Source organism: Roseobacter fucihabitans (assembly GCF_014337925.2).
Taxonomy (GTDB): Bacteria; Pseudomonadota; Alphaproteobacteria; order Rhodobacterales; family Rhodobacteraceae; genus Roseobacter; species Roseobacter fucihabitans.
Genome location: NZ_CP143423.1, coordinates 4,357,740 through 4,383,218 on the forward strand (window position 1 = coordinate 4,357,740; position 25,479 = coordinate 4,383,218).

Genomic DNA, 25,479 nt, shown 5'->3' on the forward strand with positions numbered 1-25,479 from the left:
TATAATACGAAAACATAGTTGATCACATGGAGAAGAGAATGCAAGCGCCTCAAACCACGGTTGACCCTTCGGAAATCGCTAAATTTGAGGCGATGGCCGCAGAATGGTGGGATGAAAACGGCAAATTCAAACCGTTGCACATGCTGAACCCCTGCCGGTTGGATTACATCACGACGCAAATTGCAGGTGAATTTGACCGCGACCTCAAAGCGCCCGAGCCTTTCAAGGGGCTGCGTATTCTCGACATCGGCTGTGGCGGCGGTCTTTTGGCCGAACCCATGGCGCGTCTGGGTGCGGATGTGGTGGGTGCGGATGCCGCCGAACGCAACATCCCCGTGGCACAAATCCACGCTGAACAATCAGGTCTGAAAATCGATTATCGTCACACCACCGCCGAGGATATGGCCGCAAAAGGCGAGCAATTTGACGTGGTCCTGAACATGGAAGTGGTGGAGCATGTCGCCTCCCCCATCGATTATCTGATCGCCTGTCGCCAATTGCTGAAACCCGGTGGCTTGCACATTTGCTCGACCCTGAACCGCAATCCAAAATCCTATATGATGGCGATCATCGGGGCGGAACATGTCATGCGGTGGCTGCCAAAGGGGACGCATGAATGGTCGAAATTCATAACGCCGGATGAATTGTTCGACCTGCTGCGCGAAGCCGGGCTGGATCCGGTGGATCGCAAGGGGTTCGTATTTAATCCGATAAAATGGGACTGGCGTCTGTCGGATCGCGATCTGAGCGTGAATTACGTTACCGCAAGCCTGAAACCCGCCTAGAGCTTTTCGCCCAGCCGCACCCGCAGTTCACGCAGGATGGGGAGGGCTTCGCGCACCTTCTCATCGCCGAGCTTTTCGACGACCTGATTGATCACCGGCGTAATCGATCCCACCGCCTGATCGCGCGCTTGTCGCCCTGCGGGGGAAATCGCGACCATCTTGCGCCGCGCGTCATCCCAATCGGGGCGCACATGCACATAGCCCGCCCATTCCAGCTTGCTCAGCGTGTTGGACATGGCACCGCGCGTGACGTGAAAGGTTTCGGCCAATTGCGCGGGTGTACGCTCGACCATGTTGCGCGCGAGATGGTTCAACACCGAAAAATGCGAAATCTCCATGCCCTTGGGCAACACGCTACTCAACCGCGCCCGGACCATCTGATCAGCAGCGAGCACTTCACTGAAAAGCGCGATTGCCAAGGCATTTCTGTCTTCGTTCATCAGGGTCCATCAAAAGATCGGGCATTCTCAAGGCTGGGAACACGGCCCCGCGCCTTGGTTACTTCTCCCATATCAAGGTCTGTCATGTAAACGCCCGGTGCGGTTCCGCCATCCAATTGCACCTCACCCCAGGGGCTTACGACCAACGAATGACCATAAGTGTGACGCGTCTTGTGTTTTGTACTCTGATGCTCGCCGGTTTGCGCGGGCGCAATGACGAAACATCCCGTTTCTATCGCCCGTGCGCGCAAAAGCGTATGCCAATGCGCCGCCCCCGTAACCGGCGAAAACGCCGCCGGGACGGTCAAAATCTCCGCGCCCGCACCCGCCAATGCCGCATGCAACTTTGGAAACCGGACATCATAACAAACCGTCATCCCCACTGCGCCAAAAGCAGTCTGCGCCAAAACCGCCCGGCTTCCGGGTCGATACCCTTCGGATTCGCGCCAGGTCTCTTCCGGGGTAACATCGACATCGAACATATGTATTTTATCATACCACGCCGCGATCGCGCCTTCTGGCGTGATCATGAACGACCGGTTTGCGAATCGTCCATCTCTATCTCTGGTCTTCAGAGCCAGAGATCCGATGAGCAACCAGACCCCCAGTGTTTTTGCCTCATCGCGCAGCGCCGCAAGCGTGGCATCTTCCTGCTGGTGGGACAGCACCTCGTTTTGATGCGCGCGGCTGGTGGACAGGCAATTCGTCACTTCCGGCGTCAAGACGAACGCGGCACCCTGCGCGGCGGCATCGCGCAGATAGCCCAGCGTCACCGCCAGATTGGCAACCGGGTCATCCGTAACATTCAGCTGCAAAAGCGCCGTTTTCATTAGGCGGCCAAAAGGCTATCGAGCTTCCCGGCGCGCTCCAATGCATAGAGCTCGTCACAACCGCCGACATGGGTCGCGCCAACAAAAATCTGCGGCACGGTGCGCCCGCCATTCGCGCGTTCGATCATTTCCGCCTTGCGGTCCGGGTTTCTGAGGACGTCAACTTCCGTAAACGCGACGCCTTTTTCCTTGAGCAGGCGTTTGGCGGCATGGCAGAAGCCACAGAGGGGGGATGTATAGATTTCAATACTTTGCATGACTTCCATTCCTTTGGGCGCAGGGCGCTGCACCGGAACTTAGGCGTCCTTGACCGCGCGCGCTAGGGTCAGGACGTACACCGGACCCGATCCCGCAGCAATACAGGCATCCGTCGAAGCCGCCAGCGTCGCACCGGAGGTCAACACATCATCAATGATCAGAACCGGACGGGCGACCAAACGGTGGCGACGGCGGGGGTGGACGGAAATCGCACCCTTGACGGAAGAGAACCGCACTTCCTTATTCATGTTCTCCATGGGTTGAGTACGCTTTTTGCGCAACAAAAGATCGGGGCACACAGGCAAACCTGTTTGTTTTGCAAGGGCTTGCGCCAGCAGGGCCGATTGATTGTACCGACGCTTGACCATGCGTGTCCAATGCAGCGGCACGGGCGCGATGATCATGTTGTCCTTGGGAATATCGGCCATCGCCTGCGCCATCCATTTGGCGGCGGGCGTCGCAATTTCCTGCCGGTCACCGTGTTTGAAGGCGAGCACCAAACGCCGCCCGTTGCCCTTATAGAGCAGCGCAGATCGCCCGCTCACCCAAGGCCGTGGCGTCTTCATGCAGGTATCACATTTAAGTGTTTCGCCGGTATCCTGACCCGGGAGCGGTGCGCTGCAACTATCGCAGATCGCCCCGCCAATGAATTGCGTGTCACGCCAGCAGGTTCCGCAGAGACCAAAATCGCTCTCCACCTTGTCCCCGCACCCCAGACAGCGCGGTGGATAAATGAGCGAAACCGCCGTTTGAAAACTCAGCTCCAACGCCCTATCCTTCTCTTCATGACTGAACCCAATACCCTGACCGATTTGAACGCACTCGCCCTGCACCGTGCGCGCGCCACGGAACTGTTTCTTCAGGAGGCCGCGGCAGACGAGGTGCAAGATCGCTTATTGTTGGTTAACAGGGCCTTTACGAAACCGGCCATCGTGACACCTTTTGCAAATATCTGGGCGACGCGGATGCCGGACGCGACACTTTGTCCCGATCACGACCGGCTCGCCCTCCTGCCCGGCGCGCATGATCTGGTCCTCCACACGATGGGCCTGCATTGGGCAAACGATCCTGTCGGGCAATTGATCCAATGTCGACGCGCATTGGTGGCTGATGGGTTATTGATGGTGGTCGCTCTGGGCGGTCAAACGCTGTCCGAGCTGCGCAACTGTCTGGCACAGGCGGAAGTCGCCGTCACGGGCGGGCTCTCTCCGCGCATCGCACCGATGGGAGAGATTCGCGATCTGGGGGGTCTTTTGCAACGCGCGGGTCTTGCGTTGCCGGTTGCGGATAGTTTCTTACTAGACGTGCAATACCGCGATTTATGGCATCTGATGCGGGACCTGCGTGCCATGGGAGAGAGCAATGCGCTGGCTGCGCGACATCGCAAATTCACACCGCGGCGCGTTTTCGAAACCGCCAGCCAGCTTTACACTGATCACTATGCGCTGGCTGCGGGGGGCATTAAGGCGACCTTTGAAATGGTTGTTTTGACCGGCTGGGCACCGGATGAAAGCCAACAAAAGCCTCTCCGGCCGGGATCCGCCAAACAACGTTTATCCGACGCTCTGGCCGTCCCCGAAACGCCGTTGCGTGATTGACGCCCGCCAAAAACCGTCTATCTGAGGAACAACGCCGGTTTTGAAGGATTTTAACATGCTCGACAGCAGCGCATCTGTGCCCGTGACCGTACGCCCAGCGCATGCCAAAGACGATCACCCTGAGATCGCGTCGCCGAAAATCGGCATCTTGCTGGCCAACCTGGGCACGCCGGACAACTATGATTATTGGTCTATGCGGCGCTATCTTAATGAATTCCTGTCTGACCGGCGCGTGATCGATTACAGCCCGTGGATATGGCAACCTCTTTTGCAACTGATCATCCTGAGCAAACGTCCGTTTTCCAGCGGCGCCGCCTATAAATCCATCTGGAACGAGGCGGAGGGCGAAAGCCCCCTCATGACGATCACCAAGGCACAAACCGCCGCGATCAAAGCTGAGATGCACAAGCGTCACGGCGATGACATCATGGTCGATTTCTGCATGCGCTATGGCAACCCGTCCACCCGTTCAAAAGTGGCCGAAATGACCGCCGCGGGATGTCGTAAGATATTGTTTTTTCCGCTTTATCCGCATTACGCCGGGGCCACGTCCGCCACCGCAAACGACGAATTTTTTCGGTCATTGATCTATGAAAAATGGCAACCGGTCACACGGACCGTCGAGCCCTATTACGGGCGCGCGGATTACATTGAGGCGCTCGCGCAATCCATTGAGCGCGCCTATGCCCGCGCGGAAAAGAAACCCGATATCCTGGTCTGTTCCTATCACGGCGTTCCCATTCGGTATCTGATGGAGGGCGACCCCTATCATTGCCAGTGTCAGAAAACGACGCGGTTGCTGAAAGAGCGTTTGGGATGGGATGACACTGAAATTTGCACGACATTCCAGTCCAAATTCGGACCGGAAGAGTGGTTACAGCCCTATACCGTCGAAGAGGTTGCGCGGCTGGCAGAAGCGGGCAAGAAAAACATCGCGGTCTGCGCACCGGCGTTTTCTGCTGACTGCATCGAGACGCTGGAAGAGATCAACGAAGAAATCAAAGAGAGCTTCGAAGAGGCCGGTGGCGAAGATTTCACCTATATTGCCTGCCTCAATGACGATGCAGCACATATCGATGCTCTCTCGAACATCATTGATGACAATCTAATGGGGTGGATCAATCAACCCGAACCGCGCAGTTAAATACAACGGGCGGACTTAACGTAAAAAGGCGGCGCACTGCGCCGCCTTTTTGATTTTTCCCTTACTAAGCGAACTTAGGAAAGTGCTGCGGCAGCAATAACCAGCAGAAGGATCGGCAACAGAACGCCTGTTGAAGAACCAGATGCTTCTTCAACAATCACTGGTGCTTCAACAACTGGCTCCGCAAGTGACCCTGCGTATGCTGTCGATGCTGCGGCTGTCAGTGCAGCTGCGAGAACTAGTTTTTTCATATCATAACCTCCAGAAACGGCGTGGCCCGCAAAGCGGTCCCACGCACTCAAGACTTACCTCGTGACGCTTTGTAAATCATCATACCTCCATCATTGCAAACTGGATTCGAATTCGAAATCCCAGATGGGGGCCAATGTCGTCAAATAAGCAACACTTGTGTACCAACCTTGGACAAGGCGAAGAGCTCCTGAATATGTTCATTATATAGGCCAATACACCCGTTGGAGGATTGCCGACCGATCTTGCGCGTATCATGGGTCCCGTGGATCCGGTAATAGGTCCAGCTGAGGTAGAGCGCATGCGTGCCAAGCGGGTTATCCGGGCCGGGGCCGATAAAGGGCGGCCATTCCGGGTTGCGCTTGAGCATTGACGGTGTCGGCCGCCAGCTGGGCCCTTCGACCTTCTGCGTCACGCGGGTCCGGCCGCGGCGGGTCAACTCTTCGGTCAGGGGCACGCTGGAGGGGTACAATTTATAGAAACCCTCGTCCTCCGCCCAATAATGCAAAGCACGGCTATCAATATCGACCAAAATCGCACCGTTTTTCAGATCAGAGAAGTAGGGACGCCAATCCAGGCTTCGGAAGCTTGAAATATTGCGCGGCACAACCTCGTTCAGGTCGCGCTCGCCCTGGGTGGTTGTGGCGGAATTCACCGAAGATGTATTCTGCGCAATCGCAGGCGTGGCAAGCATCGCAGCACTACCAGCCAAAAAGGACCGGCGGCTCGGAAATTCGAAAGGTTTGTTAGACATCGGATGCCTCCTTAAACACGAAAAATTCAGAATTTGACGCAGATTATTGCGCGAAAGCCGCAGTCGCAAATCAAACCCTTGTCATCTGCGCTTCTGTCGCGGATGTGCGTTTGAATTACAACGTATTGCAATATAAGCGTCAAAGGAACGTTTAGGGAGTGAAGATTATGCGTCTGTTTTCGATTCTTCTCGCGGTGGGGCTGGTGTTGTCGGCCTGCGCGCCGTCTTCCGGGTTCAATGATAGTTCCAAGATTTACCGAATCGGTCGCAATGACACTGGCAAAATACAGTTCAGAATGCTGGATGCCGTGAACGCCCTGCGCGGTGCGGCCGGGCAGGCATCCCTTGAGCTGGATCCGAAATTGAATGCGGCGGCGGCGACCCATTCGCGCGATATGTCGGTTCAGAACAGACCCTGGCATTTTGGATCAGACGGCTCGTCCCCGATCGATCGCATTCAGCGCGTTGGCTACAACGGACGTCTTGTTGGCGAAAATATCTCCGAAACCTTCGAATCAGAGCTCGAAACGCTGGGCGCATGGATGGAAAAACCCGATACCCGGCGGGTCATTCTGTCACCTGATGCACGGCAAATGGGGTTTTCGTGGTTTCAGGAATCAAACGGCAAAATCTGGTGGACGCTCGTGACCGGCAGCCCCGGATTCAGCACAGGACCGGTTTAGGCATTCAACGCGATCAGCGTATCATCTTGAACCATCGCATAGATTTCTTCCATCTCCTCGTTTGCGACGGCAATGCAGCCCCAGGTCCAGTCCTTTGAATCGCGCCTGAATGGGTTCTTTTGACCGTGGATGAAAATATCACCGCCTGCGGATTTCCCCATCGCCTTGGCAAGCGCGACATCATTCACGTTCGGATATGAAATCCCCAGTGACAGGTGGAAATTGGAATTCGGGTTGCGGCGGTCGATCCGGTAAACCCCTTCGGGCGTGCGGCCATCGCCTTCGAACTGCTTGTGCCCAACCGGCGCAAAACCCAGGTTGATGTCATAACTCTTCAACACGGAGGCGTGATGCAAAAGATGCATCCTGCGCGCACCCTTGTTCACCACGACATATGTCACCTCTGGTCCGTCATAGCGGCGGAATTTTGAACTACCCGCACATCCGCTCAACGCAACGGCTGCTGCGGTCGATAAAATCAAATCTCTGCGACGCATTTTATGCTGTCCTGTATGTCTTTTCGACGTTCTGCTCTTTTTTCACGGTTAACATGTATGAATGGTTAATCAAGTTCACAAATCTGTCAGCGATCTGATTTTCGCTCCATTTGTTTCTCTATGGCAATCAGCCGCGTCAGGACTTCGTCGCGGTAGGCATCCGTCACCGCACCGGCCTCTTCCTGATGCGCGTCCTGCATGGAATTCACGATCAGGCCCACCAATAAGTTCACCACGGCAAAAGTAGTGATCATGATAAACGGTACGAAAAACGCCCAGGCATAGGGGTAGATTTCCATCACCGGACGCACGATTCCCATCGACCAGCTCTCAAGCGTCATGATCTGAAACAGCGTATACCCGCTGAGCGGCAAGGATCCGAACCACTCGGGGAAACTCGCCGCAAAGAGCTTGGTCGCAATCACCGCGCCGATATAGAAAATGATCGCCATCAACACGAATACACTGGCCATACCGGGCAGAGCGGTCACGAAACCTTCGACGACACGGCGCAACTGTGGCGCAACCGATATAACCCGAAGCACCCGCAAAATACGCAAAGCCCGCAACACGGACATGGTTTGCGAACCCGGTACCAGCGCCACAACCACAATCGCCAGATCAAACAGGTTCCATCCACTTTTGAAGAACCGCCCGCCCCGCGCGAAAATTTTCAACAGGATTTCAGCAATAAAAAACCCAAGGCAGGCGATATCCAACGCTATGATCAAATCCCCCGCGCGGGCCATCAATTCAGGCGAGGTTTCCATGCCCAGAATGATCGCATTGAAGATGATGACCGCCATCACAAGGTTCGTCACCCAGGTCTGATCCAGCCAGGCATCCAATTGTTCGCGCAGTGTCATGTCGATCTCCTTGGTTCGTCGCGCATATGGGCAGCCGTGAAGCTGGCGACAAGTTCCACATGGGTGGACCAGCGGAATTGATCCACAACTTGTATCCAATCAATGGTAAAGCCCGCGTTTACCAGGGTTTGGGCGTCCCGCGCGAAACTCACCGGATTACAGGAGACATAGGCGATGCGGGCCACGCGGGTCTTGGCAATCTCGCCCACCTGCGCCTCAGCCCCCGCACGCGGTGGATCCAGCACGATGGCACCCGCCTTGGCCATTTCATCGGGTAATAGCGGGCGGCGAAAAAGGTCGCGCGTTTCGCAGGTTACGGCTTTCAAGCCTTGCGCCTTGCGCCAGCCCTGATCCAGCGCATCGGTCATATCGCGGATGCCCTCAACGGCATGTACCTCTGCGTGCCGGGCAAGCGGCAGCGAAAAGGTGCCGCATCCGGCAAAAAGGTCGATGACCTGGCGCGCACCCTTGGTGATTTCCAAAACGGCATCGCGCAATGCAGTCTCACCATGCGCCGTGGCCTGCAAAAATGCGCCCGGTGGCGACGCGACCGAAATGCCATCAAAACTGTGAACGGGCGGGGCGCGCATGGCGATGATTTCGCCGTCCCAAGACAACCGCACAAGGCCCAGCTGATCACAGGCCAAGGCCAAATGTTGCCGCAACGGGCCGTCCAGTGGTTTGCCATGGCTCACCGCCACATCGAGCCCCGAAACGGTGGTCGTCACCATCACCGACAGCGCCGTTTTGCGACTGGCCCCGATCACGGCGAGCGCCTCTGCCACCGGCACACCGGTCAGCACGGCCGGGTCCAGCAATTTACAGTCCGGAATCGCGATGATGCTCTCCGAGGCGCGCCCATGAAAGCCAACCATCGCGCCCTTTTTCGTGCGGCGCGCGGCGAAACCTGCGCGTCTGCGCGATTGCGCGGGAGAGGTTACGATCCGCCGAAAACCGGCCTCCAGCCCATGCGCGTGCAAGGCGGTGCGCACCACATCAACCTTCCAATCGGCCACGAATGCATCATCCGCATGTTGCATCTGGCACCCACCGCAGGATTTGAAATGCCGACAGGGTGCGGCCACGCGACGCTCCGAGGGGCGCAGGATTTTGGCATCCCGCATCACCGTGCCCTCAATGGTGCCTTCGACAATTTCACCGGGCAAAGTCAGCGGCACATAGACGGGCCCGTCGGCGACCCCATCCCCCTGCATCCCGAGGCGTTTGATTGTAATCTCTGTCATGACGCCGGACTTACGGCAGGAAGCGGCGACACAACAGCCCCTATTCCGCGGCCTGCGTCCGAATAAACCCGCCCGACTGGCGCTCCCAATATTGTGCATAGCGTCCGTTTTGGGCCAGCAGCGCGTCGTGACTGCCGTTTTCTACGATCTGACCGTCATCCATAACGATAATACGGTCCATTTCGGTTAATGTGGACAGACGGTGCGCAATGGCCAGAACCGTTTTGCCCTCCATGACCCGCTCAAGCGCGGCCTGAATGGAGGCCTCCACTTCACTGTCGAGCGCGCTTGTAGCCTCGTCCAGCACAAGGATCGGTGCATCCTTCAGAATGGCGCGGGCCAGCGCAATTCGCTGACGTTGCCCGCCCGACAATTTCACGCCGCGCTCGCCCAGATGCGCAGCGTAGCCGGTGCGCCCCTTATGATCGACCAGATCAAGGATGAAATCATGCGCTTCGGCCTTTTTGGCGGCAGCGATCACCTCCTCCGGGGTGGCGTCCGGCCGACCATACATGATGTTATCATGCGCGGATCGGTTGAACATCGCGGTTTCCTGCGTAACCATGCCGATGTTGCGCCGCAGGCTCTCCTGCGTGACACCTGTGATGTCCTGCCCGTCGATCTCGATTCTGCCCTGTTCCGCATTATAGAGCCGCAAGAGCAGCGCGACGAGCGTCGATTTCCCAACACCGGACGCGCCGACAATCCCAAGCTTTTCCCCCGCGTGGATCGTCAGGTCTATGCCCTGAACGCCACCCTTGTCGCGCCCATAGGCAAAGCCAAGATCGCGCAGCACGATTTCACCGTCCGGCACATTTAGATCGCGCGCGTCCAGGTCATCATCCACGCGATTGCGCGGTGTCAGCGTGCGGATACCGTCCTCAATCTCGCCGATGTTGGAATAAATCGCCATCAGGGTGAAACTGACCCAGCCGGTCATCTGCGCGATACGGATCGCCACCGCGCCCGCCGCGACGATGTCGCCCTGAGACGCCTGCCCGGCCTGCCAAAGCATGATCGTCCCGCCCAGCAACAGGACCGGCAACACGCCCGCAATCGCCATCAGCGCAAAGCGAAACCCCGCCGCCAGATAACCGAATTCCAAGGCGCGGGCGCGGAACGTCTGCATCGCGCCGAGCGCTGCGCGGTCCTCATGGTCCGCATGGGCAAACAGCTTGACCGTCTTGATGTTGGTGATTGTATCGACCACCTGTCCCGACACCATGGCGCGCGCGCCCGCACGCCCCGCGGCCAATTTGCGGATACGGGGCAGGAACCAATTAATCATTGCGAAATAGGCCATAAGCCAGACCGCAAATCCAAGCGCCACCCGCCAGTCGATTGCAAAGAGCAACAGGATCGAACCTGCGAGCGAGGCCAGCGCAAAAGCCACAACGTTGATCGCCTCGGACACAACATCCGTGACGGCGCGCGCGGCCTGCATCTGTTTTTGGGCAATGCGCCCGGCGAAATCATCGTCGAAAAACCCGACCGTCTGGCCCAGGGTCCAGCGGTGCAGGCGCGAGAGCACCAACGGGTTCACATTGGGCTGCACGATGATCGCATTGGCCGAGGCCGACAGACCGAACAGCAAAGGCCGCGCGATCAGGAAAAACGCGACGGCCCCCACCAGCACGGCGATATTTTCGCCTGCGAAAAACGCCTCTGGTCCGGCGCGGGCGGTGGCATCAATGACCATGCCAAGGATCAGCGCCGTGCCCGCCTCCATCGCGCCCGCCGCCGCCGAGAAAAACGCGGCCAACCACAAGGCAGGCCAGGACCCCGACAGACACCAGCGCATGAACGCGCCCAACGTTTCCGGTGGCGGACCTTCGGCAGATCGAAAAGCGTCGATCCAGTCAGATATTTTCACGATGCCTCCTCGATGGTCAGAAATCCGCCGGATTGGCGGGCCCAGAAATCTGCATATAGCCCGCCCTGCGCCAAAAGCGCGTCATGGCTGCCATCCTCGACGATGCCGCCCTGATCGAGCACGAGAATACGGTCCATCTTGGCGATGGTGGACAGGCGATGCGCGATGGCGATCACGGTTTTGCCCTCCATCATGCCGTAAAGCGTATCCTGTATCGCAGCCTCGACTTCACTGTCGAGCGCACTGGTGGCCTCATCCAGCAACAATATCGGTGCGTCCTTGAGGATCACCCGCGCCAGGCTGACCCGCTGGCGTTGCCCGCCGGAGAGTTTCACGCCGCGCTCGCCAACCTGTGCGGCGTAACCGCGACGGCCCTCGGGATCCTCCAGATCGAGGATGAACTCATGCGCCTGGGCCTGTTTCGCCGCCGCGATGACCTCGGCCTCGCTGGCGTCATTGCGACCATAGAGGATGTTGTCGCGCACTGATCTGTGGAGCAGCGAGCTGTCCTGCTGCACCATACCGATAGACATCCGCAAGCTGTCTTGGCGGACCTTGGTGATATCCTGCCCGTCGATCAGAATCTGCCCGCCTTCCGGGTCATAAAACCGCAAGAGCAGTTTCACGAGCGTCGATTTACCCGCCCCAGAGCGCCCGATCAAACCGATTTTCTCGCCCCGCCGGATGGTCAGATCAATCCGGTCCAGACCGCCCGCCGCACGCCCGTAGTGGTGCGACAATTGTTTGATTTCTATTGTTCCGTCCGTGAGCTGAAGCGGTTTCGCTTCCGGGGAATCCGTCAGCGTGATGGGCTGTGCGATGGTTTCCATGCCCTCAGCCACAACACCCAATTCGCGGAAAAACGTGGTCAGCGCCCACATGATCCAGCCGGTCATGGCATTAAGCCGCAGGCTGAGCGCGGTTGCCGCCGCCACGACGCCAACACTTGCCGACCCCTGCGACCACAGAAGGATCGCCCAGCCAACAACGCCGATGATCAACAACCCATTAAGCGCCACGAGCGTCACATCCATCACCGTAAAAATGCGCATTTCCTTCTGGAAGGTGACGCGCGTTTCCTCGATCGCTTCCTTGGCGTAATCAAGCTCCTGTTCGTGATGCGCGAACATCTTGACGGAATGAATGTTGGTATAGGCATCCACGACCCGGCCCGTGACAAGCGAGCGCGCATTGGAAGCGGCCTGCGAGGCGGGACCGACACGCTTGATCGTCCAGCGCAGCAGGATCATGTAAAGCCCGAACCAGCCCAGCAAAGGGAGCAGCAAGCGCGGATCAGAGGTCGATAGCAAAATCGCGGCCCCGATCAGATAGGCCAGCGAAAAGGAGATCGCATCAAAGGCCTGAAACACCACCTCGCCCGCGGCGGGAGGCGTTTGCATGATGCGGTTGGCGACGCGTCCGGCGAAATCGTTTTCGAACCAACCCACGGATTGGCGCAACACCTGGCGATGCGCGCGCCAGCGGATCAGCGTCCCGAAATTCGGCAGGATGGTGTTGTTGAGCAACGCGACATCCAACGCCTGCAACAACGGCCGAATGAGCAGGATAAACAGCGCGGCAATCGCCAGTTCCGTTCCGTAAGTGTCCCAGAACGTTACGGGATCGCCCTCCAACAGGTCCACGACCCGGCCCATGTAATAGATTAGTCCGACCTCAATCGCAGCCACAATGATGGACATCAAACCGGCCCAGAAGAAGACCTTTTTGAAGGGTTGCGAGTATTCCCAAAGGAACGGCCACAGTTTTTGGGGCGGGTGATCCGTGTCGGCGTAAGGTGTATAGGGATCAACAAGTCGTTCGAAAAAACGGAACATAGCGGGAGGCCTTACGATAGGATGTACGAAATGGTCAGGCGCTGCGATGCCGCGCCTTTCAGGGCTGGATTATGACAGCTTCAGCTGAACCAGATCCCGCGATACATTTCGTATTCCTCCGTGTTTGTCTGACGCTTGTACAAAACAGATGCCGCTTTGTCGACCGTTTCATTCGCCTGCAAGCAGTTGCTCACGGGTGAGCCGGAAATCCGACGCGATCCAAAGGCGCTCCAAAGCCGCCAGACGCGCGCCCAGCGCCTTGCCGCTCAACCCAGGCATCAGATCCTTCGCCGCAATCGGAAATCGCGCTTTTGACGCCGCTTTCAGGGGCAAAAGCGCGGCAGGTTCCAAAGGCTGGTTTGCCAAACCCGCGCGCAGCACAAGCGCACCACTTGCGAGCTCGAAACCGTGACGATAGGCGATTTCAGCGATGGGCATCATATCGCTTATTGAATTGCGTAACCGGTCCAGAAATTGCGCGTCCTTACGGCTCAATCGCAATCGGCTGCTGGCATCCCCGCCCAAAGCCGCCAGACGCAAGCGCCAATTTCCATGCAACCCCAAGGCCTGCTCCAAATGGACGACGGGGCCGAGCATCGTGATATCGCTGCCCGGTAAAACCCGTTGTAATGCACCGCTCTGCTGCATGCCAGCAACGGCCTGTGTCGGATCGTGGGCGGCGAGTAATTTACATATCTCGGACCCAATACGCTCCGCCGACAGGCTCTCCAGCCCCTCGGCATTCTGCGCGATTGCATCCATCGCATCGGGGCAAAACCCCTGCTCCGGGTCCGCGTACCATGCGTGAAACCGGAAATAGCGCAGAATACGCAGGTAATCCTCCCGGATACGGGCTCCGGCATCTTCGATGAACCTGATGCGGCGGGCCAGACAGTCCCTGAGCCCGCTCCCCAGCGGATCGATGATCTGCCCATCAGCTGTTGCATAAAGCGCATTCAGCGTGAAATCGCGTCGCTCAGCGTCTGACTTCATGTCACCACAAAACGCAACCTCGGCACGGCGCCCATCGGTTTTCACGTCCTTGCGAAAGGTGGTGATTTCAAACCCCGTGCCTTCGGCAACAACCGTGACCGTCCCGTGATCAATTCCGGTCGGCACCACTTTGAAGCCTTGCGCCTCTGCCAGCCTTGTGACCTGTTGCGGCGTGGCGTCACTCGCCATGTCGATATCCGAACCGCCCAATCCCAGGACGGCGTCACGCACACACCCCCCCACGAAATAGATATTTGCGCCCTCCACCGCGATGGCGTGACACACCGATTGCACAACCGGGTCCTTCAGCCACGCCGTTTGCGGCGGGATCATTTCGATATCTGATCTGTCCATGCGCGCAACATACGCGCAGTTGCCCCCCAGATGTAATAGGGCCCATAGGGCACCGCATAATAGGACCGTTTGGCCCCGCGCCAACGACGCGATTCAATCACGTATCTCTCCGCATCCAGCACATGCGCCAAGGGGACAGAAAACACCTCATCCACCTCGTCTTTTTCCGGCGTAATCGTGAAATCACGGGTGATAACGCCAATCACGGGCGTGACAATGAAACCGGTGACGGTTTCATGCGCGGGCAATGTGCCAAGCACGTCGACGTTTTCGGGCGGCAGGCCGATCTCCTCATGCGCCTCGCGCAGCGCGGCGGCAATCACATCGGCGTCGGCCTCATCCTGCTTGCCACCCGGAAAAGCGATCTGTCCGGGATGGTGTTTCAAGGCAGAGGAACGTTTCGTCAGCAACAGGTGCAACCCGTCTGCGCGCTGCACAACCGGTGCCAGAACACCTGCGGGACGCAATTTACGCCCCGCAGGCAAAACCGTTTCCGGGTTCAGATCGAAATCGGATGACGGACGCCCCGGACGTGCAAGCGCCGCCCGAAGCGCGTCCAGTTCAAGCGTCATCGCCATCCTGCTCGGCCTCAAACCCAACCGATGCGGGATCAAGGTCGTAATGTGCGCCGCAGAACTGGCAATCCGCCGTCACCCGGCCCGCATCCGTGGTCATCGTCTCAATGTCACGCGCCGAATAGATCGACAGGCTTTGCCGCACGCGATCCTCTGAACAGGTGCAGCCGAACTGCACGGCCTGCGCGTCATAGACCCTTGGCTGTTCCTCATGGAACAGGCGCAACAACAGATCGTTGGGACCGAGGCTCGGACCGATGAGCTCGAGATCATCAACCGTATCAAGCAGGATATTCGCCCGGTTCCAGTTTTCGGCCTCATCTTCGGGCAACAAATCGGACGGCGACAGCGTCTCGCCGGTCCCCACCCCCTGCGCCACAAAGGGCGATGCCTTGGGCATATGTTGCAGCATCACACCCCCGGCGCGCCAATGTTCGGCCACACCCGGTTCCGTCGATTTTCCCAAACTCAGCGAAAACCGTGTTGGCAATTGTTCGGACTGCGCAAAATAGGTCTGCGCACAGTTGGCGAGAGAGCCGCCCTCCAGCGGGGTAATTCCCTGATAGGGGGTCATGCCTTCGCCCTGATCGATCATGATCGCAAAGTAGCCCTCGCCAACCTGATCAAAGGGCGCGGCATCCGTGAGACGGTCCGTATCATAGCTGGCATAAGCGCGGATCCGGGCCGGATCGCCTTCCTTCTCGGGACCGTAATAATCCGTGGCTATCATCCGCACAGCCCCTTTGGACTGGACCTGCAATTGCAGCTTCCAGCGCAGCTTGATCGTCTGACCGATCAGCGCCGTCAACACCGCCATTTCGGCAACCAAGGCTTCGACCTGCGCCGGGTAGTCATGTTGTTTCAGAATTCCGTTCAACGCCCCGTCCAGCCGCGCAATGCGCCCACGGATATCGCTGGCATCGAGTTGAAATGGCAGGACCGTATCGTCCCACGCGATCTGGTGTCCGAGTGTCATTGGGGTTTCCTTATCGCCAAGGGGTTGGCATACCGGCCCCATATAAACGTCCTGTGGGCGATGAAAAGAGGGCGAGCCACAATGATCATGCGCGTCGGACATGCACCGCTTGCAAACCAGCGTTACCGCCGGCGCCCCGGTGCTTATGCGATATTGCCGGTGCGAGGTGGTATTTTACTGACTGCGCAAATCGCAGAGGTCGTCGACATACAGCTGCCAGGCGGCGGCATTGATCCCGGTGAAAGCGCCATTCAAGCGCTGCATCGCGAAGTTCTGGAAGAAACCGGATGGCGCATTTCCAAACCCCTTAGGTTGGGGGCTTTCCGAAGGTTCGTTTTCATGCCGGAATATGATCTTTGGGCTGAAAAAATATGCCATGTTTTTGTCGCGCGGCCCGTTTATCAGGTAGGTCCGCCAATGGAACCGGATCATGAAACACTGGTCGTCCCGATTGATGAAGCCCTTGAGCTTTTGGGCAATGACGGCGACCGCATGTTCGTCAAACGCTATTTCTTCTGAGCGGGCCGTGAATGACCCTGACCGGAAAATTCAAACATCAGCCCGGACACATCATCAGGAAATTCTTCTAACCCGGAGATTTCGGTCAGCGATTGCATGAGTGAATCGAAAAGGCCTGGACCTGTGGCCGCATGCAACTTAGCCAAGACTGTTTCAAGACCCTCTTCGCCCAGGAACTCGCCGCCTTCCAGGGGACATTCGGTCACGCCATCGGACAAGATCACCAACCTGTCCCCAGGATAAAGCTGCAATTCGAACTGCGAAAAACCAACGCCAGAAATCAAACCGACCGGAAAGCCGCCAGTCCCCTCCTGCTCTATTTTTCCGCACTTTCGCTGGATTACCGGATGCGGGTGACCGGCCTGCCCCACCAGCATCTTGCCCGTGATCAAATCAATATCCGCCAGCATCAGTGTAAAATAATGTTCCGTCTCCATTTCATCCAGAACCATCTCATTCAGTGTCGCAATAGCCTCTCCGGGAGGGCGCGAGCGGAACGTACCATCGGTGAGCTTTTCGAGCGCCACGTTCTGATCAAGCGCCGTTGCTGACAAATACCCGGCCAAGCGTGCCGTCATGAGTGCCGAGCTGATCCCATGGCCGGACACATCAATAGCAAATAAACCCAAATGCCCTTCGCCAGCTGGATAAAAACCAACCAGATCACCGCCAACGTGGCCGCTGGAGCGCAACAGCAACGATAAATCGCCCGACGGGAAGGACCTGAAACGCTCAGGAACCAATGATTGTTGTAGTTTTTTAGCTTCGAGCAGATCGCCATCCAGCGAGTCATATAGCCTCTGCAGCTCGTCAAGCGTTTCCGTTATCACTTTGTTTTTAATGGTTAATTCTCGTTGCATTTCGAGGATTCGTTCACCCGCGGTGATCCGGGCGCGTAGCTCATTGCCATCCACCGGTTTGGTCAGGAAATCATCCGCTCCTGCGTCCAGACCCTCAGCCACCTCATTCTTCTCGCTTTTCGATGTCAGCAAGATGAAATAGCTATAGGCCTCACCAGACAATTCGCGGAAAGCCTTGCAAAAATCGATGCCGGACATGCCGGGCATCATCCAATCGCTCAACACCACCTCAGGGGAATGTGTACGACAAATCTCCATTGCCATCTCGCCGGAGTCGGCCTCCATCACCTCAAAGCCCCAACGCTTGAGGGAGCTGGACAGAATTTTGCGCTGCAACCGGCTGTCATCCACGACCAATACAAGCATTGGCGTATCCGAGTGCCCGGAAGCGACCGTTCGAAAAGGGATAGTTTGACTATGCGCCACTAAAAACTCTGCTCAGACTTATCAGGTTTTGTAGGCCACGAATTCTTAAGGTCGTGTGAAGCTGGCTGTGATGTTCCTGATTTTCCGGAATGAAACCATTTTTTAGGATGTTTTGAGCATGGTTTCGAGTCAGGCATAGGAGTAGCGCATGATAAATTGGGAAAGGGTTGCCACTCTGCGAGAGGAGGTTGGCGCAGAAGACTTCGATGAGATCCTCGCCTTGTTTTTGGAGGAGGTCGACAGCGCAATTTCTGAATTGTCCGAAGCGGAAAATCAAACCGGCCTTGAAGAGAAGCTCCATTTCCTCAAAGGCAGCGCGCTTAGCCTCGGTTTTGATCATTTTTCGGCGCTTTGTCAAAATGGCGAAACCGCCATCTCTCAGGATGCAGGTGCCACCATTGATCTGGATGAAATAAGGGTATCCTATGCAGAATCGCGCAGGGTTTTTGTCAAGGAGGTTGCAATGAAATTAGCGGGTTAAAGGAGTCGATAAAGATGCGCGGCTTGATCAACGCCCAATTTCGCCAGTGAGGTCGCTCTGAGCCGCTTCATACCAACAATCCATTTGTCATGATCCTGAGCCCGCAGTCGCACGAAACCACCAACTTCCGGATGCGGCAGTATCAAAAAACGCCGTTCTTCTACGCCCGCGATGATCAAACGCGCAACCTCTTGCGCGCTTAACAGTCCTGACCCGCTCTGCACATCGCTGTCCTGCAAACCAATAAGCGGCGTGGCCACATACTGCGGACAGACCACCGCGACATCGATCCCCGCGTCGCCATGGGTGATCGCCAGCGATTCCGCGAAACTCACCGCGGCTTGTTTCGTCGCGGAATAGGCGGCGTTTTGAATTTGATTGAGCAGACCGGCGGCAGACGCGACATTAATGAACTGCCCCGCACCACGTGCCAACATATCCGGCAAAAGAGCGCGCGCGGCATAGACATGGGACATCACATGTACATTCCAGTTCTGCATCCAAACGGTATCAGGCGCGGAGGCAGCATGGCCCGGTTGCGTATCAAAAAGCCCAGCGTTGGATACAAAACAATCTATCGGCCCCGCAGCGTCCGACGCATAACGCACCAGTTTGCGAATCTCCTCTTCCTGGGCCACATCACAAACAAACCCCGCACATCCGAGACGCTCTGAGACCGCCTGAACCGCCACCGCGTCCCGGTCCGCAATAACGACATGCGCGCCGATTTCCATCAATTGCGACGCAAGACCAGCGCCAATGCCGCTCGCCCCTCCCGTTATGACCACGGTTTTGTCAGCAAACTGCATGGGGGATCCTCAAATGACGAACTGAGCAAGTGTCTCGTTGTTTGTAATATCGGTATAGGTGAAACCGGCACCGTCCAATTCCCCGAGAAACCGCGCGAAATTTTCGGGTCGCGTCGTTTCGATGCCGATCAGCACGGAGCCAAAGTTGCGGGCCGATTTCTTGAGGTATTCAAACCGGGCGATGTCATCTTCGGGGCCCAATATATTCAAAAACTCTTTCAACGCGCCGGGACGTTGCGGCATGCGCAGGATAAAGTATTTTTTGACCCCCGAATATCGCTGCGCGCGCTCCTTGACCTCGGGCAGGCGTTCAAAATCGAAGTTCCCACCCGAAGCGACGCAGACGATCGTCTTGCCGCGGATATAATCGGCGATATCGGACAGCGCCTCAATCGCCAGCGCGCCCGCCGGTTCCAGAACGATGCCCTCCACGTTCAACATCTCCACAATGGTCGTGCAAATGCGGTCCTCAGAGAGGTGGATCACGTCCCCCGAATTGATGGTTTTCAACCGATCAAAAGTGCGCGCGCCGAGCTTCGCCACTGCGGCACCATCCACAAAACTATTGATAGGGGACACATCAATCGGCCCGCCTTCCTTCAGCGCAAACCCGAGGCTCTGCGCACCCGTCGGCTCAACGAAGGTATAGGCGCATTGCTCTGCGAAATAACTGCGCACCCCCGCCGATAACCCGCCCCCACCGACCGGCAAAATGATCCGATCCGGCACGCGACCCAATTGCGACTCGATTTCTACCGCGACGGAAGCCTGCCCTTCGATCACGTCTTCATCATCAAAAGGCGATAGAAAATGCGCACCAGCCTCGGTACAAAAACTCTGGGCCGTCGTGAGGGTTTTATCGAAATAGTCTCCAACAAGGCGGATTTCGACCTGATCCCCACCGAACATGCGTGTTTTCTGGATCTTCTGCTGCGGCGTTGTGACTGGCATGAAAATGACGCCCCGTGCGCCGAAATGGCGGCACATAAAGGCAACCCCCTGCGCATGATTGCCCGCACTGGCGCATACAAACAGCGATTGCGCGGGGATCACTTTGCGCATTGCGTTGAAGGCACCGCGCAATTTATAGGACCGCACGGGGCTCAGATCTTCGCGTTTGAGCCAGATATCCGCATCAAACCGCTCCGACAAATGATCGTTGCGCAACAAGGGCGTGGCAGCAAAAACGGCGCGCATTTCCTGTTCCGCTGCACGGGCGGCCAGTACGAAATCACTCGAGGCCATATGCGCCCTCCTTTTGATCCATCGGTCTTTGATCTCTAGGGGCGCATCCCGCTCCGGTCAACGCGGTTCAACCTTGCTGCGCGCGCCAAAACCCGTTATCGGCAGGCACAAATCTGACTGAGGAACACGTTAATGTCTGCGCCCAAAAAAGTTGTGCTCGCCTACTCCGGCGGTCTGGATACGTCGATCATCCTGAAATGGTTGCAAACCGAATATGGCTGTGAGGTCGTGACCTTTACCGCCGATCTGGGTCAAGGCGAAGAGCTTGAGCCCGCGCGCAAAAAAGCCGAACTGATGGGTGCTTCGCAGATTTATATCGAAGATGTGCGCGAGGAATTCGTGCGCGATTTCGTCTTCCCGATGTTCCGTGCTAATGCAGTCTATGAGGGTCTTTATCTGCTGGGAACGTCCATCGCACGCCCGCTGATTTCCAAACGTCTGGTGGAGATTGCCGAGGAAACCGGTGCGGATGCCATCGCCCATGGCGCCACCGGCAAGGGCAATGATCAGGTCCGCTTTGAATTGGCAGCCTATGCCTTGAACCCGGATATCAAGGTGATCGCGCCCTGGCGGGAATGGGATTTGTCGAGCCGCACAAAGCTGTTGGATTTCGCCGAGAAAAACCAGATTCCGATCGCCAAGGACAAGCGCGGCGAAGCTCCGTTCAGCGTGGATGCCAATCTGTTGCATACCTCCTCGGAAGGCAAGGTTCTCGAAGACCCCGCCGTGGACGCGCCGGAATACGTGTATCAGCGCACGGTCAGCCCCGAAGAGGCCCCCGATACGCCCGAATACGTCGAAGTCGGTTTCGAAAAAGGCGACGCCGTGAGCATCAATGGCGAGACCATGTCCCCCGCCACGATCCTGACGAAACTGAACGAATTGGGCGGCAAGCACGGCTGCGGGCGGCTTGATCTGGTCGAGGGGCGATTTGTCGGCATGAAATCGCGTGGCATCTATGAAACACCTGGCGGGACGCTGCTCCTCGAAGCGCACCGCGCCATTGAATCGATCACGCTGGACCGGGGGGCGATGCACCTCAAGGACGAGCTGATGCCGCGCTACGCCGAACTGATCTACAACGGTTTCTGGTTCAGCCCGGAACGCACGATGTTGCAGGCTGCGATTGATGCGAGCCAAACCCATGTCACCGGGACCGTGCGCTTGAAGCTTTACAAAGGGCATGTGCGCACCGTGGGTCGGTGGTCAAATCACAGCCTTTATTCCGAAGCGCATGTGACATTTGAGGATGACGCCGGGGCCTATGATCAAAAAGACGCGGCGGGGTTCATCCAGTTGAACGCTCTGCGTCTGAAATTGCTCGCGGCACGGGATCGTCGCCTGAAATAGACCCGATTACCGCAGCGCGCGGGCCTTCATGGTCTCGTAATAGGGCAATGCCTGCGCCAGAACCTCCGCGGCTGGTCCGTTGAGATTTGGCAACGGCCCTTCGGCCCCGGCAAACCCGGTGCTTTTGTGAACGGCATTATACCAATGCGCGCCCCAAACGCCGTCTTCATCGCGCGGACCGGCAGACCATTCCAGCATCCCCGGATCAAAAGGCAGATCAATCGCCCTGCATAACCGACGCAGCGCCCTTTCGGGGTGCGCGCGAATATCGGTGCTGTCCACCACCACGCCGCCCAGGCTCTCGAACAGCGCCGATTGTTGCGCATATCCGATATCTTCCAGCGTCGGCATGACATGTTTAGCCGTATAGCTCGCGATCACCCGCGCCGGGTGACGCAGCAGGTGAATGTTCACACAATCCCGCGCCCAATCGAGCGGAAACCCCTCGAGCATGTGATGCGGCATATGTTTCATATAGAGGTGCGGTGCACCGTCACAGGACGCACAAAGTGACGCCGCCTTTTTAGGGTCGTTCAGATGGTGCGCCAATATCTCCGCCCGCATCGGATGATCCGCGCCCGACCGCGCCAGATAGGCCGCGTAAAACGGCTCATCCATGACCGCAAAGTCGGCGCGCGCGCCAAAGCTATACATCATCGCGGTAGATAAATTGCGGGGTCCCGACCACATTGCAATGCGCATCAGGAGCCCATTCCAGCCGCTTGGTTTGTTTCAATGCGCATGGCGTGCCGTCCTTGATGTTTCAAAACACGCTAAAAACCTGCACCGGGAATGCCAAGACATAAACTGTGTTCACCTGCCCGTGAGGTCGCAGGCTCGTGAGTTGCGCCGCCACGCGTCCCGCTTCATTCTGAAAGCAAAGGAGTCTTGCCATGATGAAACGTGACACAGTGAAGTCCATTGTCCTTGCGGGAATGATCGCCCTTGGATTTGTGGTGCAAACTCACAAATCTCATGCCGCAGATCTGGAGACCCTGACGGTTGCGGGGGGCTGTTTCTGGTGTGTGGAATCCGACTTCGAGAGGGTCAAGGGGGTCAAGGAAGCAGTGTCCGGATTTGCCGGGGGGGCTGTTCCAAACCCGACCTACAAGCAGGTCACGGGCGGGGGCACCGGTCATTATGAGGCGGTTCAGATCACTTATGATGCAAGCGTCGTCGATCGGCGGACGCTTTTGGATATGTTCCTGCGCTCCGTCGATCCGACCGATGCGGGTGGGCAGTTCTGTGACCGCGGTGACAGTTATCGTACCGCGATCTTTGTCGGCTCTGCGGCAGACGAAAAAACCGCCAAAGCCGCCATTACCAAAGCCCAGAACGATTTGGGTCAAACAATTGTAACCCCGATTCTACGCGCCTCTGAGTTTTACCCCGCGGACGCCTATCATCAGGATTATTACAAAAGTTCGAAAGTAATTATCACAAGGTTTGGCCCAAAGCGCAAAGCCAACGCCTATAAGGCCTACCGCGCGGCATGCGGACGCGACGCGCGCGTTCGCGAGCTTTGGGGAAATGCAGCGCCCTTCGCGGGCAGCTAGTATTTAGCCAACCTTGCACGCCGCCAGAACAGCCATGTTAAGGATGTCATTGGCGGTTGAACCGGTGGAGCAAATCTGGATCGACCCCTCAACACCCGCGAGGATCGGCCCAATGACTGTCGCACCCGCCATCTCCTGCATCAGCTTCACCGATATGCTGGCAGAATGGCGGGCAGGCACCACCAGGATGTTCGCAGGCCCGGTCAGACGCGAAAAAGGATAACTTTCCTGCACCTTCGTGTTCAACGCCACGTCCACCGTCATCTCCCCTTCATATTCGAAACTGACGCCGCGCCGGTCGAGCACATCCGCCGCCTTTGCCATCTTGTCCGCACGTTCGGAAACCGGATAGCCAAAGGTCGAGAAACTGACAAAAGCCACACGCGGCTCCAGCCCCATGTTCTGGGAAACCGTCGCCGCACGTTCTGCGATATTGGCGAGATCCTCCTCATCGGGCCATTCGTTGACGATTGTATCGGCGATGAAAACGATCCGCCCTTTGTGCAAAAGCGCCGTGATCCCCGCCACGCCGTGTTCCTTATCCGCGTTATAAACGTGGTTGATCCGATCCAGAATATGCGCCGATTTACGCGTCGCACCCGTCACCAACCCATCGCCATGCCCATGCGCCAACATCAATGCGGAAAACACATGGCGGTCCCTGGCCGCCAGACGATGGATATCCTGCGCATCAAATCCACGCCGGTAAAGCCGTTCATAAAGGAACTGCTTATACGTCTCTAAATGGGTTGTTTTAGCCGCATTCACGATCTCGATCTCGCGGTCCGCACCCTCCAGCCCCGCCGTTTTGAGCTTTGCTTTCACGTCCTCCGCTCGACCCACAACCAGCGCTTTTCCAAGCCCGGCACGCTGATACATTACCGCGGCACGTAGCACGCGCGGATCATCGCCTTCGGCGAAAATCATCCGGGCCTGATTGGCCCGCGCCCGCGCATTAATACCACGCAAAACGCTGGCCGTCGGGTCCATCCGTGATTTCAGGGACAGCTCGTAAGCCTCCATGTCGATGATAGGACGCCGCGCCGCGCCCGTATCCATCCCGGCCTTTGCAACAGCAGGCGGCACCCGGTGGATCAGCCGCGGATCAAACGGCGTGGGAATGATATAATCACGCCCGAACGTGAGGTTTTTACCATAGGCCAACGCGACCTCATCCGGCACATCTTCACGCGCCAGATTGGCCAGAGCATGGGCACAGGCGATTTTCATCTCATCATTGATCGCGCGGGCGTTGATGTCGAGCGCCCCCCGGAACAGATAGGGAAACCCAAGCACGTTATTGACCTGATTGGGATAATCGCTGCGCCCGGTGGCGACAATCGCATCGGGGCGAACCTCATGCGCCTCTTCGGGCGTGATCTCGGGATCCGGGTTTGCCATGGCGAAAATGACCGGGTTATCGCCCATACTCGTGACCATATCCTGCGTCACGGCCCCTTTGACCGACACGCCCAAAAACACATCGGCACCCTTCATTGCGTCCTCGAGCGTGCGCAGTTCCGTCGCCACGGCATGCGCCGATTTCCATTGGTTCATACCCTCAGCACGACCCTGATAAATCACGCCTTTTGTATCACACATGATACAATTCTGATGGCGCGCGCCCATCGCCTTGAGCAGTTCAAGACAAGCGATCCCCGCAGCCCCCGCGCCGTTCAGCACGATGCGCACATCCTCGATCTTCTTGTCGGAAATTTTGAGCGCGTTCAAAAGACCGGCGGCGCAAATCACGGCCGTCCCGTGCTGATCATCGTGAAAGACCGGGATGTCCATCTCTTCCTTGAGACGCTGTTCGATGATGAAACACTCCGGCGCCTTGATATCCTCAAGGTTGATCCCACCAAAGGTCGGCCCCATCAGCTTCACCGCGTTTATGAAGGCATCGGTGTCCTCAGTGTCGAGTTCGATATCGATGCTGTTCACATCGGCAAAGCGTTTGAACAGAACCGCCTTACCCTCCATCACCGGCTTGGAGGCCAGCGCGCCGAGATTGCCAAGGCCCAGCACCGCCGTTCCATTTGAAATCACCGCAACCAGATTGCCCTTGTTGGTGTAATCATAAGCCGTTTCCGGGTTCGCCGCGATCGCCTCGCAGGGCACGGCGACGCCGGGGGAATAGGCAAGGCTCAAATCGCGCTGCGTAGTCATCGGTACGGTCGCGGTAATCTCAAACTTTCCGGGCGTTGGTTCGAGGTGGAAGGCCAGCGCCTCTTCGGGGGTCACGCGGGTTTTGGACATGGGAAGGCGGCCTTTGCTAA

General features: G+C 57.4%; 27 protein-coding genes. 8 read left to right on the plus strand and 19 right to left on the minus strand.

Annotated features, from left to right (window positions below; translation table 11 throughout):
• The first annotated feature begins 38 nt into the window (after window positions 1-38).
• On the plus strand, window positions 39-785 hold the full coding sequence (ubiG, locus tag ROLI_RS21285; protein ID WP_187428441.1) for a bifunctional 2-polyprenyl-6-hydroxyphenol methylase/3-demethylubiquinol 3-O-methyltransferase UbiG: 747 nt from the start codon (window positions 39-41) through the stop codon (window positions 783-785).
• On the opposite strand, the gene ROLI_RS21290 is transcribed toward ubiG, so the two are convergent.
• From ROLI_RS21290 to ROLI_RS21305, 4 genes are read right to left on the minus strand one after another with little or no spacing between them, the layout of a single operon-like run.
• Window positions 782-1,225 carry a MarR family winged helix-turn-helix transcriptional regulator gene (locus ROLI_RS21290; protein WP_187428442.1) on the minus strand — a complete coding sequence of 148 codons (444 nt, stop codon included), beginning with the start codon at window positions 1,223-1,225 and terminating at the stop codon, window positions 782-784. The genes ubiG and ROLI_RS21290 overlap by 4 nt on opposite strands.
• Window positions 1,225-2,055, minus strand: coding sequence for a carbon-nitrogen hydrolase family protein (locus ROLI_RS21295; protein WP_187428443.1), 831 nt, complete (start codon window positions 2,053-2,055; stop codon window positions 1,225-1,227). Before ROLI_RS21295 ends, ROLI_RS21290 begins: the two co-directional genes overlap by 1 nt.
• Entirely contained in the window at window positions 2,055-2,312 is a 258-nt protein-coding gene (grxC, locus tag ROLI_RS21300; protein WP_187428444.1) for a glutaredoxin 3, read from the minus strand. The genes ROLI_RS21295 and grxC overlap by 1 nt, the downstream gene beginning before the upstream one ends.
• Window positions 2,313-2,351: 39 nt before the next feature.
• On the minus strand, window positions 2,352-3,074 hold the full coding sequence (locus ROLI_RS21305; RefSeq protein ID WP_187428550.1) for a ComF family protein: 723 nt from the start codon (window positions 3,072-3,074) through the stop codon (window positions 2,352-2,354).
• A gap of 24 nt (window positions 3,075-3,098) precedes the next feature.
• On the opposite strand from ROLI_RS21305, the gene ROLI_RS21310 reads away from it, so the two are divergent.
• Complete coding sequence (locus ROLI_RS21310) at window positions 3,099-3,911, plus strand: SAM-dependent methyltransferase (protein WP_187428445.1); 813 nt, start codon at window positions 3,099-3,101, stop codon at window positions 3,909-3,911.
• Window positions 3,912-3,966: 55 nt separating this feature from the next.
• Entirely contained in the window at window positions 3,967-5,055 is a 1,089-nt protein-coding gene (gene hemH, locus ROLI_RS21315; RefSeq protein WP_187428446.1) for a ferrochelatase, read from the plus strand.
• A gap of 74 nt (window positions 5,056-5,129) precedes the next feature.
• On the opposite strand, the gene ROLI_RS21320 is transcribed toward hemH, so the two are convergent.
• Both ROLI_RS21320 and ROLI_RS21325 read right to left on the minus strand, forming a co-directional pair.
• Window positions 5,130-5,306 (minus strand): hypothetical protein, encoded by a 177-nt coding sequence (locus ROLI_RS21320; protein WP_187428447.1) that lies wholly within the window; start codon window positions 5,304-5,306, stop codon window positions 5,130-5,132.
• Window positions 5,307-5,446: 140 nt separating this feature from the next.
• Window positions 5,447-6,058: a L,D-transpeptidase gene (locus tag ROLI_RS21325; protein WP_187428448.1), complete on the minus strand. Its 612-nt coding sequence runs from the start codon at window positions 6,056-6,058 to the stop codon at window positions 5,447-5,449.
• 164 nt (window positions 6,059-6,222) lie between these two features.
• On the opposite strand from ROLI_RS21325, the gene ROLI_RS21330 reads away from it, so the two are divergent.
• Window positions 6,223-6,741 (plus strand): CAP domain-containing protein, encoded by a 519-nt coding sequence (locus ROLI_RS21330; protein ID WP_187428551.1) that lies wholly within the window; start codon window positions 6,223-6,225, stop codon window positions 6,739-6,741.
• Here the strand turns inward: ROLI_RS21330 and ROLI_RS21335 are convergent.
• The 8 genes from ROLI_RS21335 to ROLI_RS21370 all read right to left on the minus strand — a co-directional run bounded on the left by ROLI_RS21335 (window position 6,738) and on the right by ROLI_RS21370 (window position 15,954).
• The gene (locus ROLI_RS21335; RefSeq protein WP_187428449.1) at window positions 6,738-7,238 is read right to left on the minus strand and encodes a murein L,D-transpeptidase family protein; all 501 of its coding nucleotides are present in this window, start codon (window positions 7,236-7,238) and stop codon (window positions 6,738-6,740) included. The genes ROLI_RS21330 and ROLI_RS21335 overlap by 4 nt on opposite strands.
• A gap of 86 nt (window positions 7,239-7,324) precedes the next feature.
• Window positions 7,325-8,104, minus strand: coding sequence for an ion transporter (locus ROLI_RS21340; RefSeq protein WP_187428450.1), 780 nt, complete (start codon window positions 8,102-8,104; stop codon window positions 7,325-7,327).
• Window positions 8,101-9,348, minus strand: coding sequence for a class I SAM-dependent RNA methyltransferase (locus ROLI_RS21345; RefSeq protein ID WP_187428451.1), 1,248 nt, complete (start codon window positions 9,346-9,348; stop codon window positions 8,101-8,103). The genes ROLI_RS21340 and ROLI_RS21345 overlap by 4 nt, the downstream gene beginning before the upstream one ends.
• 40 nt (window positions 9,349-9,388) lie before the next feature.
• Window positions 9,389-11,221, minus strand: a complete 1,833-nt coding sequence (locus tag ROLI_RS21350; protein WP_187428452.1) for an ABC transporter ATP-binding protein — start codon at window positions 11,219-11,221, stop codon at window positions 9,389-9,391.
• Window positions 11,218-13,056, minus strand: a complete 1,839-nt coding sequence (locus tag ROLI_RS21355) for an ABC transporter ATP-binding protein (protein ID WP_187428453.1) — start codon at window positions 13,054-13,056, stop codon at window positions 11,218-11,220. Before ROLI_RS21355 ends, ROLI_RS21350 begins: the two co-directional genes overlap by 4 nt.
• 168 nt (window positions 13,057-13,224) lie before the next feature.
• A complete protein-coding gene (locus ROLI_RS21360) occupies window positions 13,225-14,403 on the minus strand; it encodes a CCA tRNA nucleotidyltransferase (protein ID WP_187428454.1) in 1,179 nt (392 codons plus the stop codon).
• Window positions 14,379-14,975 carry a CoA pyrophosphatase gene (locus ROLI_RS21365; RefSeq protein WP_187428552.1) on the minus strand — a complete coding sequence of 199 codons (597 nt, stop codon included), beginning with the start codon at window positions 14,973-14,975 and terminating at the stop codon, window positions 14,379-14,381. Before ROLI_RS21365 ends, ROLI_RS21360 begins: the two co-directional genes overlap by 25 nt.
• On the minus strand, window positions 14,965-15,954 hold the full coding sequence (locus ROLI_RS21370; protein ID WP_187428455.1) for an Hsp33 family molecular chaperone HslO: 990 nt from the start codon (window positions 15,952-15,954) through the stop codon (window positions 14,965-14,967). Before ROLI_RS21370 ends, ROLI_RS21365 begins: the two co-directional genes overlap by 11 nt.
• An 81-nt stretch (window positions 15,955-16,035) precedes the next feature.
• Between ROLI_RS21370 and ROLI_RS21375 the strand changes: the two genes are divergently transcribed.
• On the plus strand, window positions 16,036-16,473 hold the full coding sequence (locus ROLI_RS21375) for an NUDIX domain-containing protein (RefSeq protein ID WP_187428456.1): 438 nt from the start codon (window positions 16,036-16,038) through the stop codon (window positions 16,471-16,473).
• On the opposite strand, the gene ROLI_RS21380 is transcribed toward ROLI_RS21375, so the two are convergent.
• On the minus strand, window positions 16,461-17,699 hold the full coding sequence (locus ROLI_RS21380) for a PP2C family protein-serine/threonine phosphatase (RefSeq protein WP_187428553.1): 1,239 nt from the start codon (window positions 17,697-17,699) through the stop codon (window positions 16,461-16,463). The two genes, ROLI_RS21375 and ROLI_RS21380, sit on opposite strands and share 13 nt — an antisense overlap.
• A gap of 208 nt (window positions 17,700-17,907) precedes the next feature.
• Here ROLI_RS21380 and ROLI_RS21385 point away from each other — a divergent pair, with 208 nt between their 5' ends.
• Window positions 17,908-18,240 carry an Hpt domain-containing protein gene (locus tag ROLI_RS21385; protein WP_187428457.1) on the plus strand — a complete coding sequence of 111 codons (333 nt, stop codon included), beginning with the start codon at window positions 17,908-17,910 and terminating at the stop codon, window positions 18,238-18,240.
• On the opposite strand, the gene ROLI_RS21390 is transcribed toward ROLI_RS21385, so the two are convergent.
• Together ROLI_RS21390 and ilvA are read right to left on the minus strand one after the other, a co-directional pair.
• Window positions 18,237-19,049 (minus strand): SDR family oxidoreductase, encoded by an 813-nt coding sequence (locus tag ROLI_RS21390; RefSeq protein WP_187428458.1) that lies wholly within the window; start codon window positions 19,047-19,049, stop codon window positions 18,237-18,239. The two genes, ROLI_RS21385 and ROLI_RS21390, sit on opposite strands and share 4 nt — an antisense overlap.
• Before the next feature lie 9 nt (window positions 19,050-19,058).
• Window positions 19,059-20,294 (minus strand): threonine ammonia-lyase IlvA, encoded by a 1,236-nt coding sequence (gene ilvA / locus ROLI_RS21395; RefSeq protein WP_187428459.1) that lies wholly within the window; start codon window positions 20,292-20,294, stop codon window positions 19,059-19,061.
• A 132-nt stretch (window positions 20,295-20,426) separates the two neighbouring features.
• Between ilvA and ROLI_RS21400 the strand changes: the two genes are divergently transcribed.
• Window positions 20,427-21,644 carry an argininosuccinate synthase gene (locus ROLI_RS21400; RefSeq protein WP_187428460.1) on the plus strand — a complete coding sequence of 406 codons (1,218 nt, stop codon included), beginning with the start codon at window positions 20,427-20,429 and terminating at the stop codon, window positions 21,642-21,644.
• Window positions 21,645-21,650: 6 nt separating this feature from the next.
• On the opposite strand, the gene ROLI_RS21405 is transcribed toward ROLI_RS21400, so the two are convergent.
• On the minus strand, window positions 21,651-22,346 hold the full coding sequence (locus ROLI_RS21405) for an HAD family hydrolase (RefSeq protein ID WP_187428461.1): 696 nt from the start codon (window positions 22,344-22,346) through the stop codon (window positions 21,651-21,653).
• A gap of 191 nt (window positions 22,347-22,537) precedes the next feature.
• On the opposite strand from ROLI_RS21405, the gene msrA reads away from it, so the two are divergent.
• Window positions 22,538-23,200: a peptide-methionine (S)-S-oxide reductase MsrA gene (msrA, locus tag ROLI_RS21410; RefSeq protein ID WP_187428462.1), complete on the plus strand. Its 663-nt coding sequence runs from the start codon at window positions 22,538-22,540 to the stop codon at window positions 23,198-23,200.
• A gap of 3 nt (window positions 23,201-23,203) precedes the next feature.
• Here msrA and ROLI_RS21415 read toward each other — a convergent pair whose 3' ends face one another.
• On the minus strand, window positions 23,204-25,459 hold the full coding sequence (locus ROLI_RS21415; RefSeq protein WP_187428463.1) for an NADP-dependent malic enzyme: 2,256 nt from the start codon (window positions 25,457-25,459) through the stop codon (window positions 23,204-23,206).
• Between the last annotated feature and the right edge of the window lie 20 nt (window positions 25,460-25,479).

Bases quoted from the DNA above. Each gene is read 5' to 3' on its own strand.
- ubiG (WP_187428441.1), top strand. From the start codon at position 39: ATGCAAGCGCCTCAAACCACGGTTGACCCTTCGGAAATCGCTAAATTT.
- ROLI_RS21290 (WP_187428442.1), bottom strand. From the start codon at position 1,225: ATGAACGAAGACAGAAATGCCTTGGCAATCGCGCTTTTCAGTGAAGTG.
- ROLI_RS21295 (WP_187428443.1), bottom strand. From the start codon at position 2,055: ATGAAAACGGCGCTTTTGCAGCTGAATGTTACGGATGACCCGGTTGCC.
- grxC (WP_187428444.1), bottom strand. From the start codon at position 2,312: ATGCAAAGTATTGAAATCTATACATCCCCCCTCTGTGGCTTCTGCCAT.
- ROLI_RS21310 (WP_187428445.1), top strand. From the start codon at position 3,099: ATGACTGAACCCAATACCCTGACCGATTTGAACGCACTCGCCCTGCAC.
- hemH (WP_187428446.1), top strand. From the start codon at position 3,967: ATGCTCGACAGCAGCGCATCTGTGCCCGTGACCGTACGCCCAGCGCAT.
- ROLI_RS21320 (WP_187428447.1), bottom strand. From the start codon at position 5,306: ATGAAAAAACTAGTTCTCGCAGCTGCACTGACAGCCGCAGCATCGACA.
- ROLI_RS21325 (WP_187428448.1), bottom strand. From the start codon at position 6,058: ATGTCTAACAAACCTTTCGAATTTCCGAGCCGCCGGTCCTTTTTGGCT.
- ROLI_RS21335 (WP_187428449.1), bottom strand. From the start codon at position 7,238: ATGCGTCGCAGAGATTTGATTTTATCGACCGCAGCAGCCGTTGCGTTG.
- ROLI_RS21340 (WP_187428450.1), bottom strand. From the start codon at position 8,104: ATGACACTGCGCGAACAATTGGATGCCTGGCTGGATCAGACCTGGGTG.
- ROLI_RS21345 (WP_187428451.1), bottom strand. From the start codon at position 9,348: ATGACAGAGATTACAATCAAACGCCTCGGGATGCAGGGGGATGGGGTC.
- ROLI_RS21355 (WP_187428453.1), bottom strand. From the start codon at position 13,056: ATGTTCCGTTTTTTCGAACGACTTGTTGATCCCTATACACCTTACGCC.
- ROLI_RS21360 (WP_187428454.1), bottom strand. From the start codon at position 14,403: ATGGACAGATCAGATATCGAAATGATCCCGCCGCAAACGGCGTGGCTG.
- ROLI_RS21365 (WP_187428552.1), bottom strand. From the start codon at position 14,975: ATGACGCTTGAACTGGACGCGCTTCGGGCGGCGCTTGCACGTCCGGGG.
- ROLI_RS21370 (WP_187428455.1), bottom strand. From the start codon at position 15,954: ATGACACTCGGACACCAGATCGCGTGGGACGATACGGTCCTGCCATTT.
- ROLI_RS21375 (WP_187428456.1), top strand. From the start codon at position 16,036: ATGATCATGCGCGTCGGACATGCACCGCTTGCAAACCAGCGTTACCGC.
- ROLI_RS21380 (WP_187428553.1), bottom strand. From the start codon at position 17,699: ATGCTTGTATTGGTCGTGGATGACAGCCGGTTGCAGCGCAAAATTCTG.
- ROLI_RS21385 (WP_187428457.1), top strand. From the start codon at position 17,908: ATGATAAATTGGGAAAGGGTTGCCACTCTGCGAGAGGAGGTTGGCGCA.
- ROLI_RS21390 (WP_187428458.1), bottom strand. From the start codon at position 19,049: ATGCAGTTTGCTGACAAAACCGTGGTCATAACGGGAGGGGCGAGCGGC.
- ilvA (WP_187428459.1), bottom strand. From the start codon at position 20,294: ATGGCCTCGAGTGATTTCGTACTGGCCGCCCGTGCAGCGGAACAGGAA.
- ROLI_RS21400 (WP_187428460.1), top strand. From the start codon at position 20,427: ATGTCTGCGCCCAAAAAAGTTGTGCTCGCCTACTCCGGCGGTCTGGAT.
- ROLI_RS21405 (WP_187428461.1), bottom strand. From the start codon at position 22,346: ATGCGCATTGCAATGTGGTCGGGACCCCGCAATTTATCTACCGCGATG.
- msrA (WP_187428462.1), top strand. From the start codon at position 22,538: ATGATGAAACGTGACACAGTGAAGTCCATTGTCCTTGCGGGAATGATC.
- ROLI_RS21415 (WP_187428463.1), bottom strand. From the start codon at position 25,459: ATGTCCAAAACCCGCGTGACCCCCGAAGAGGCGCTGGCCTTCCACCTC.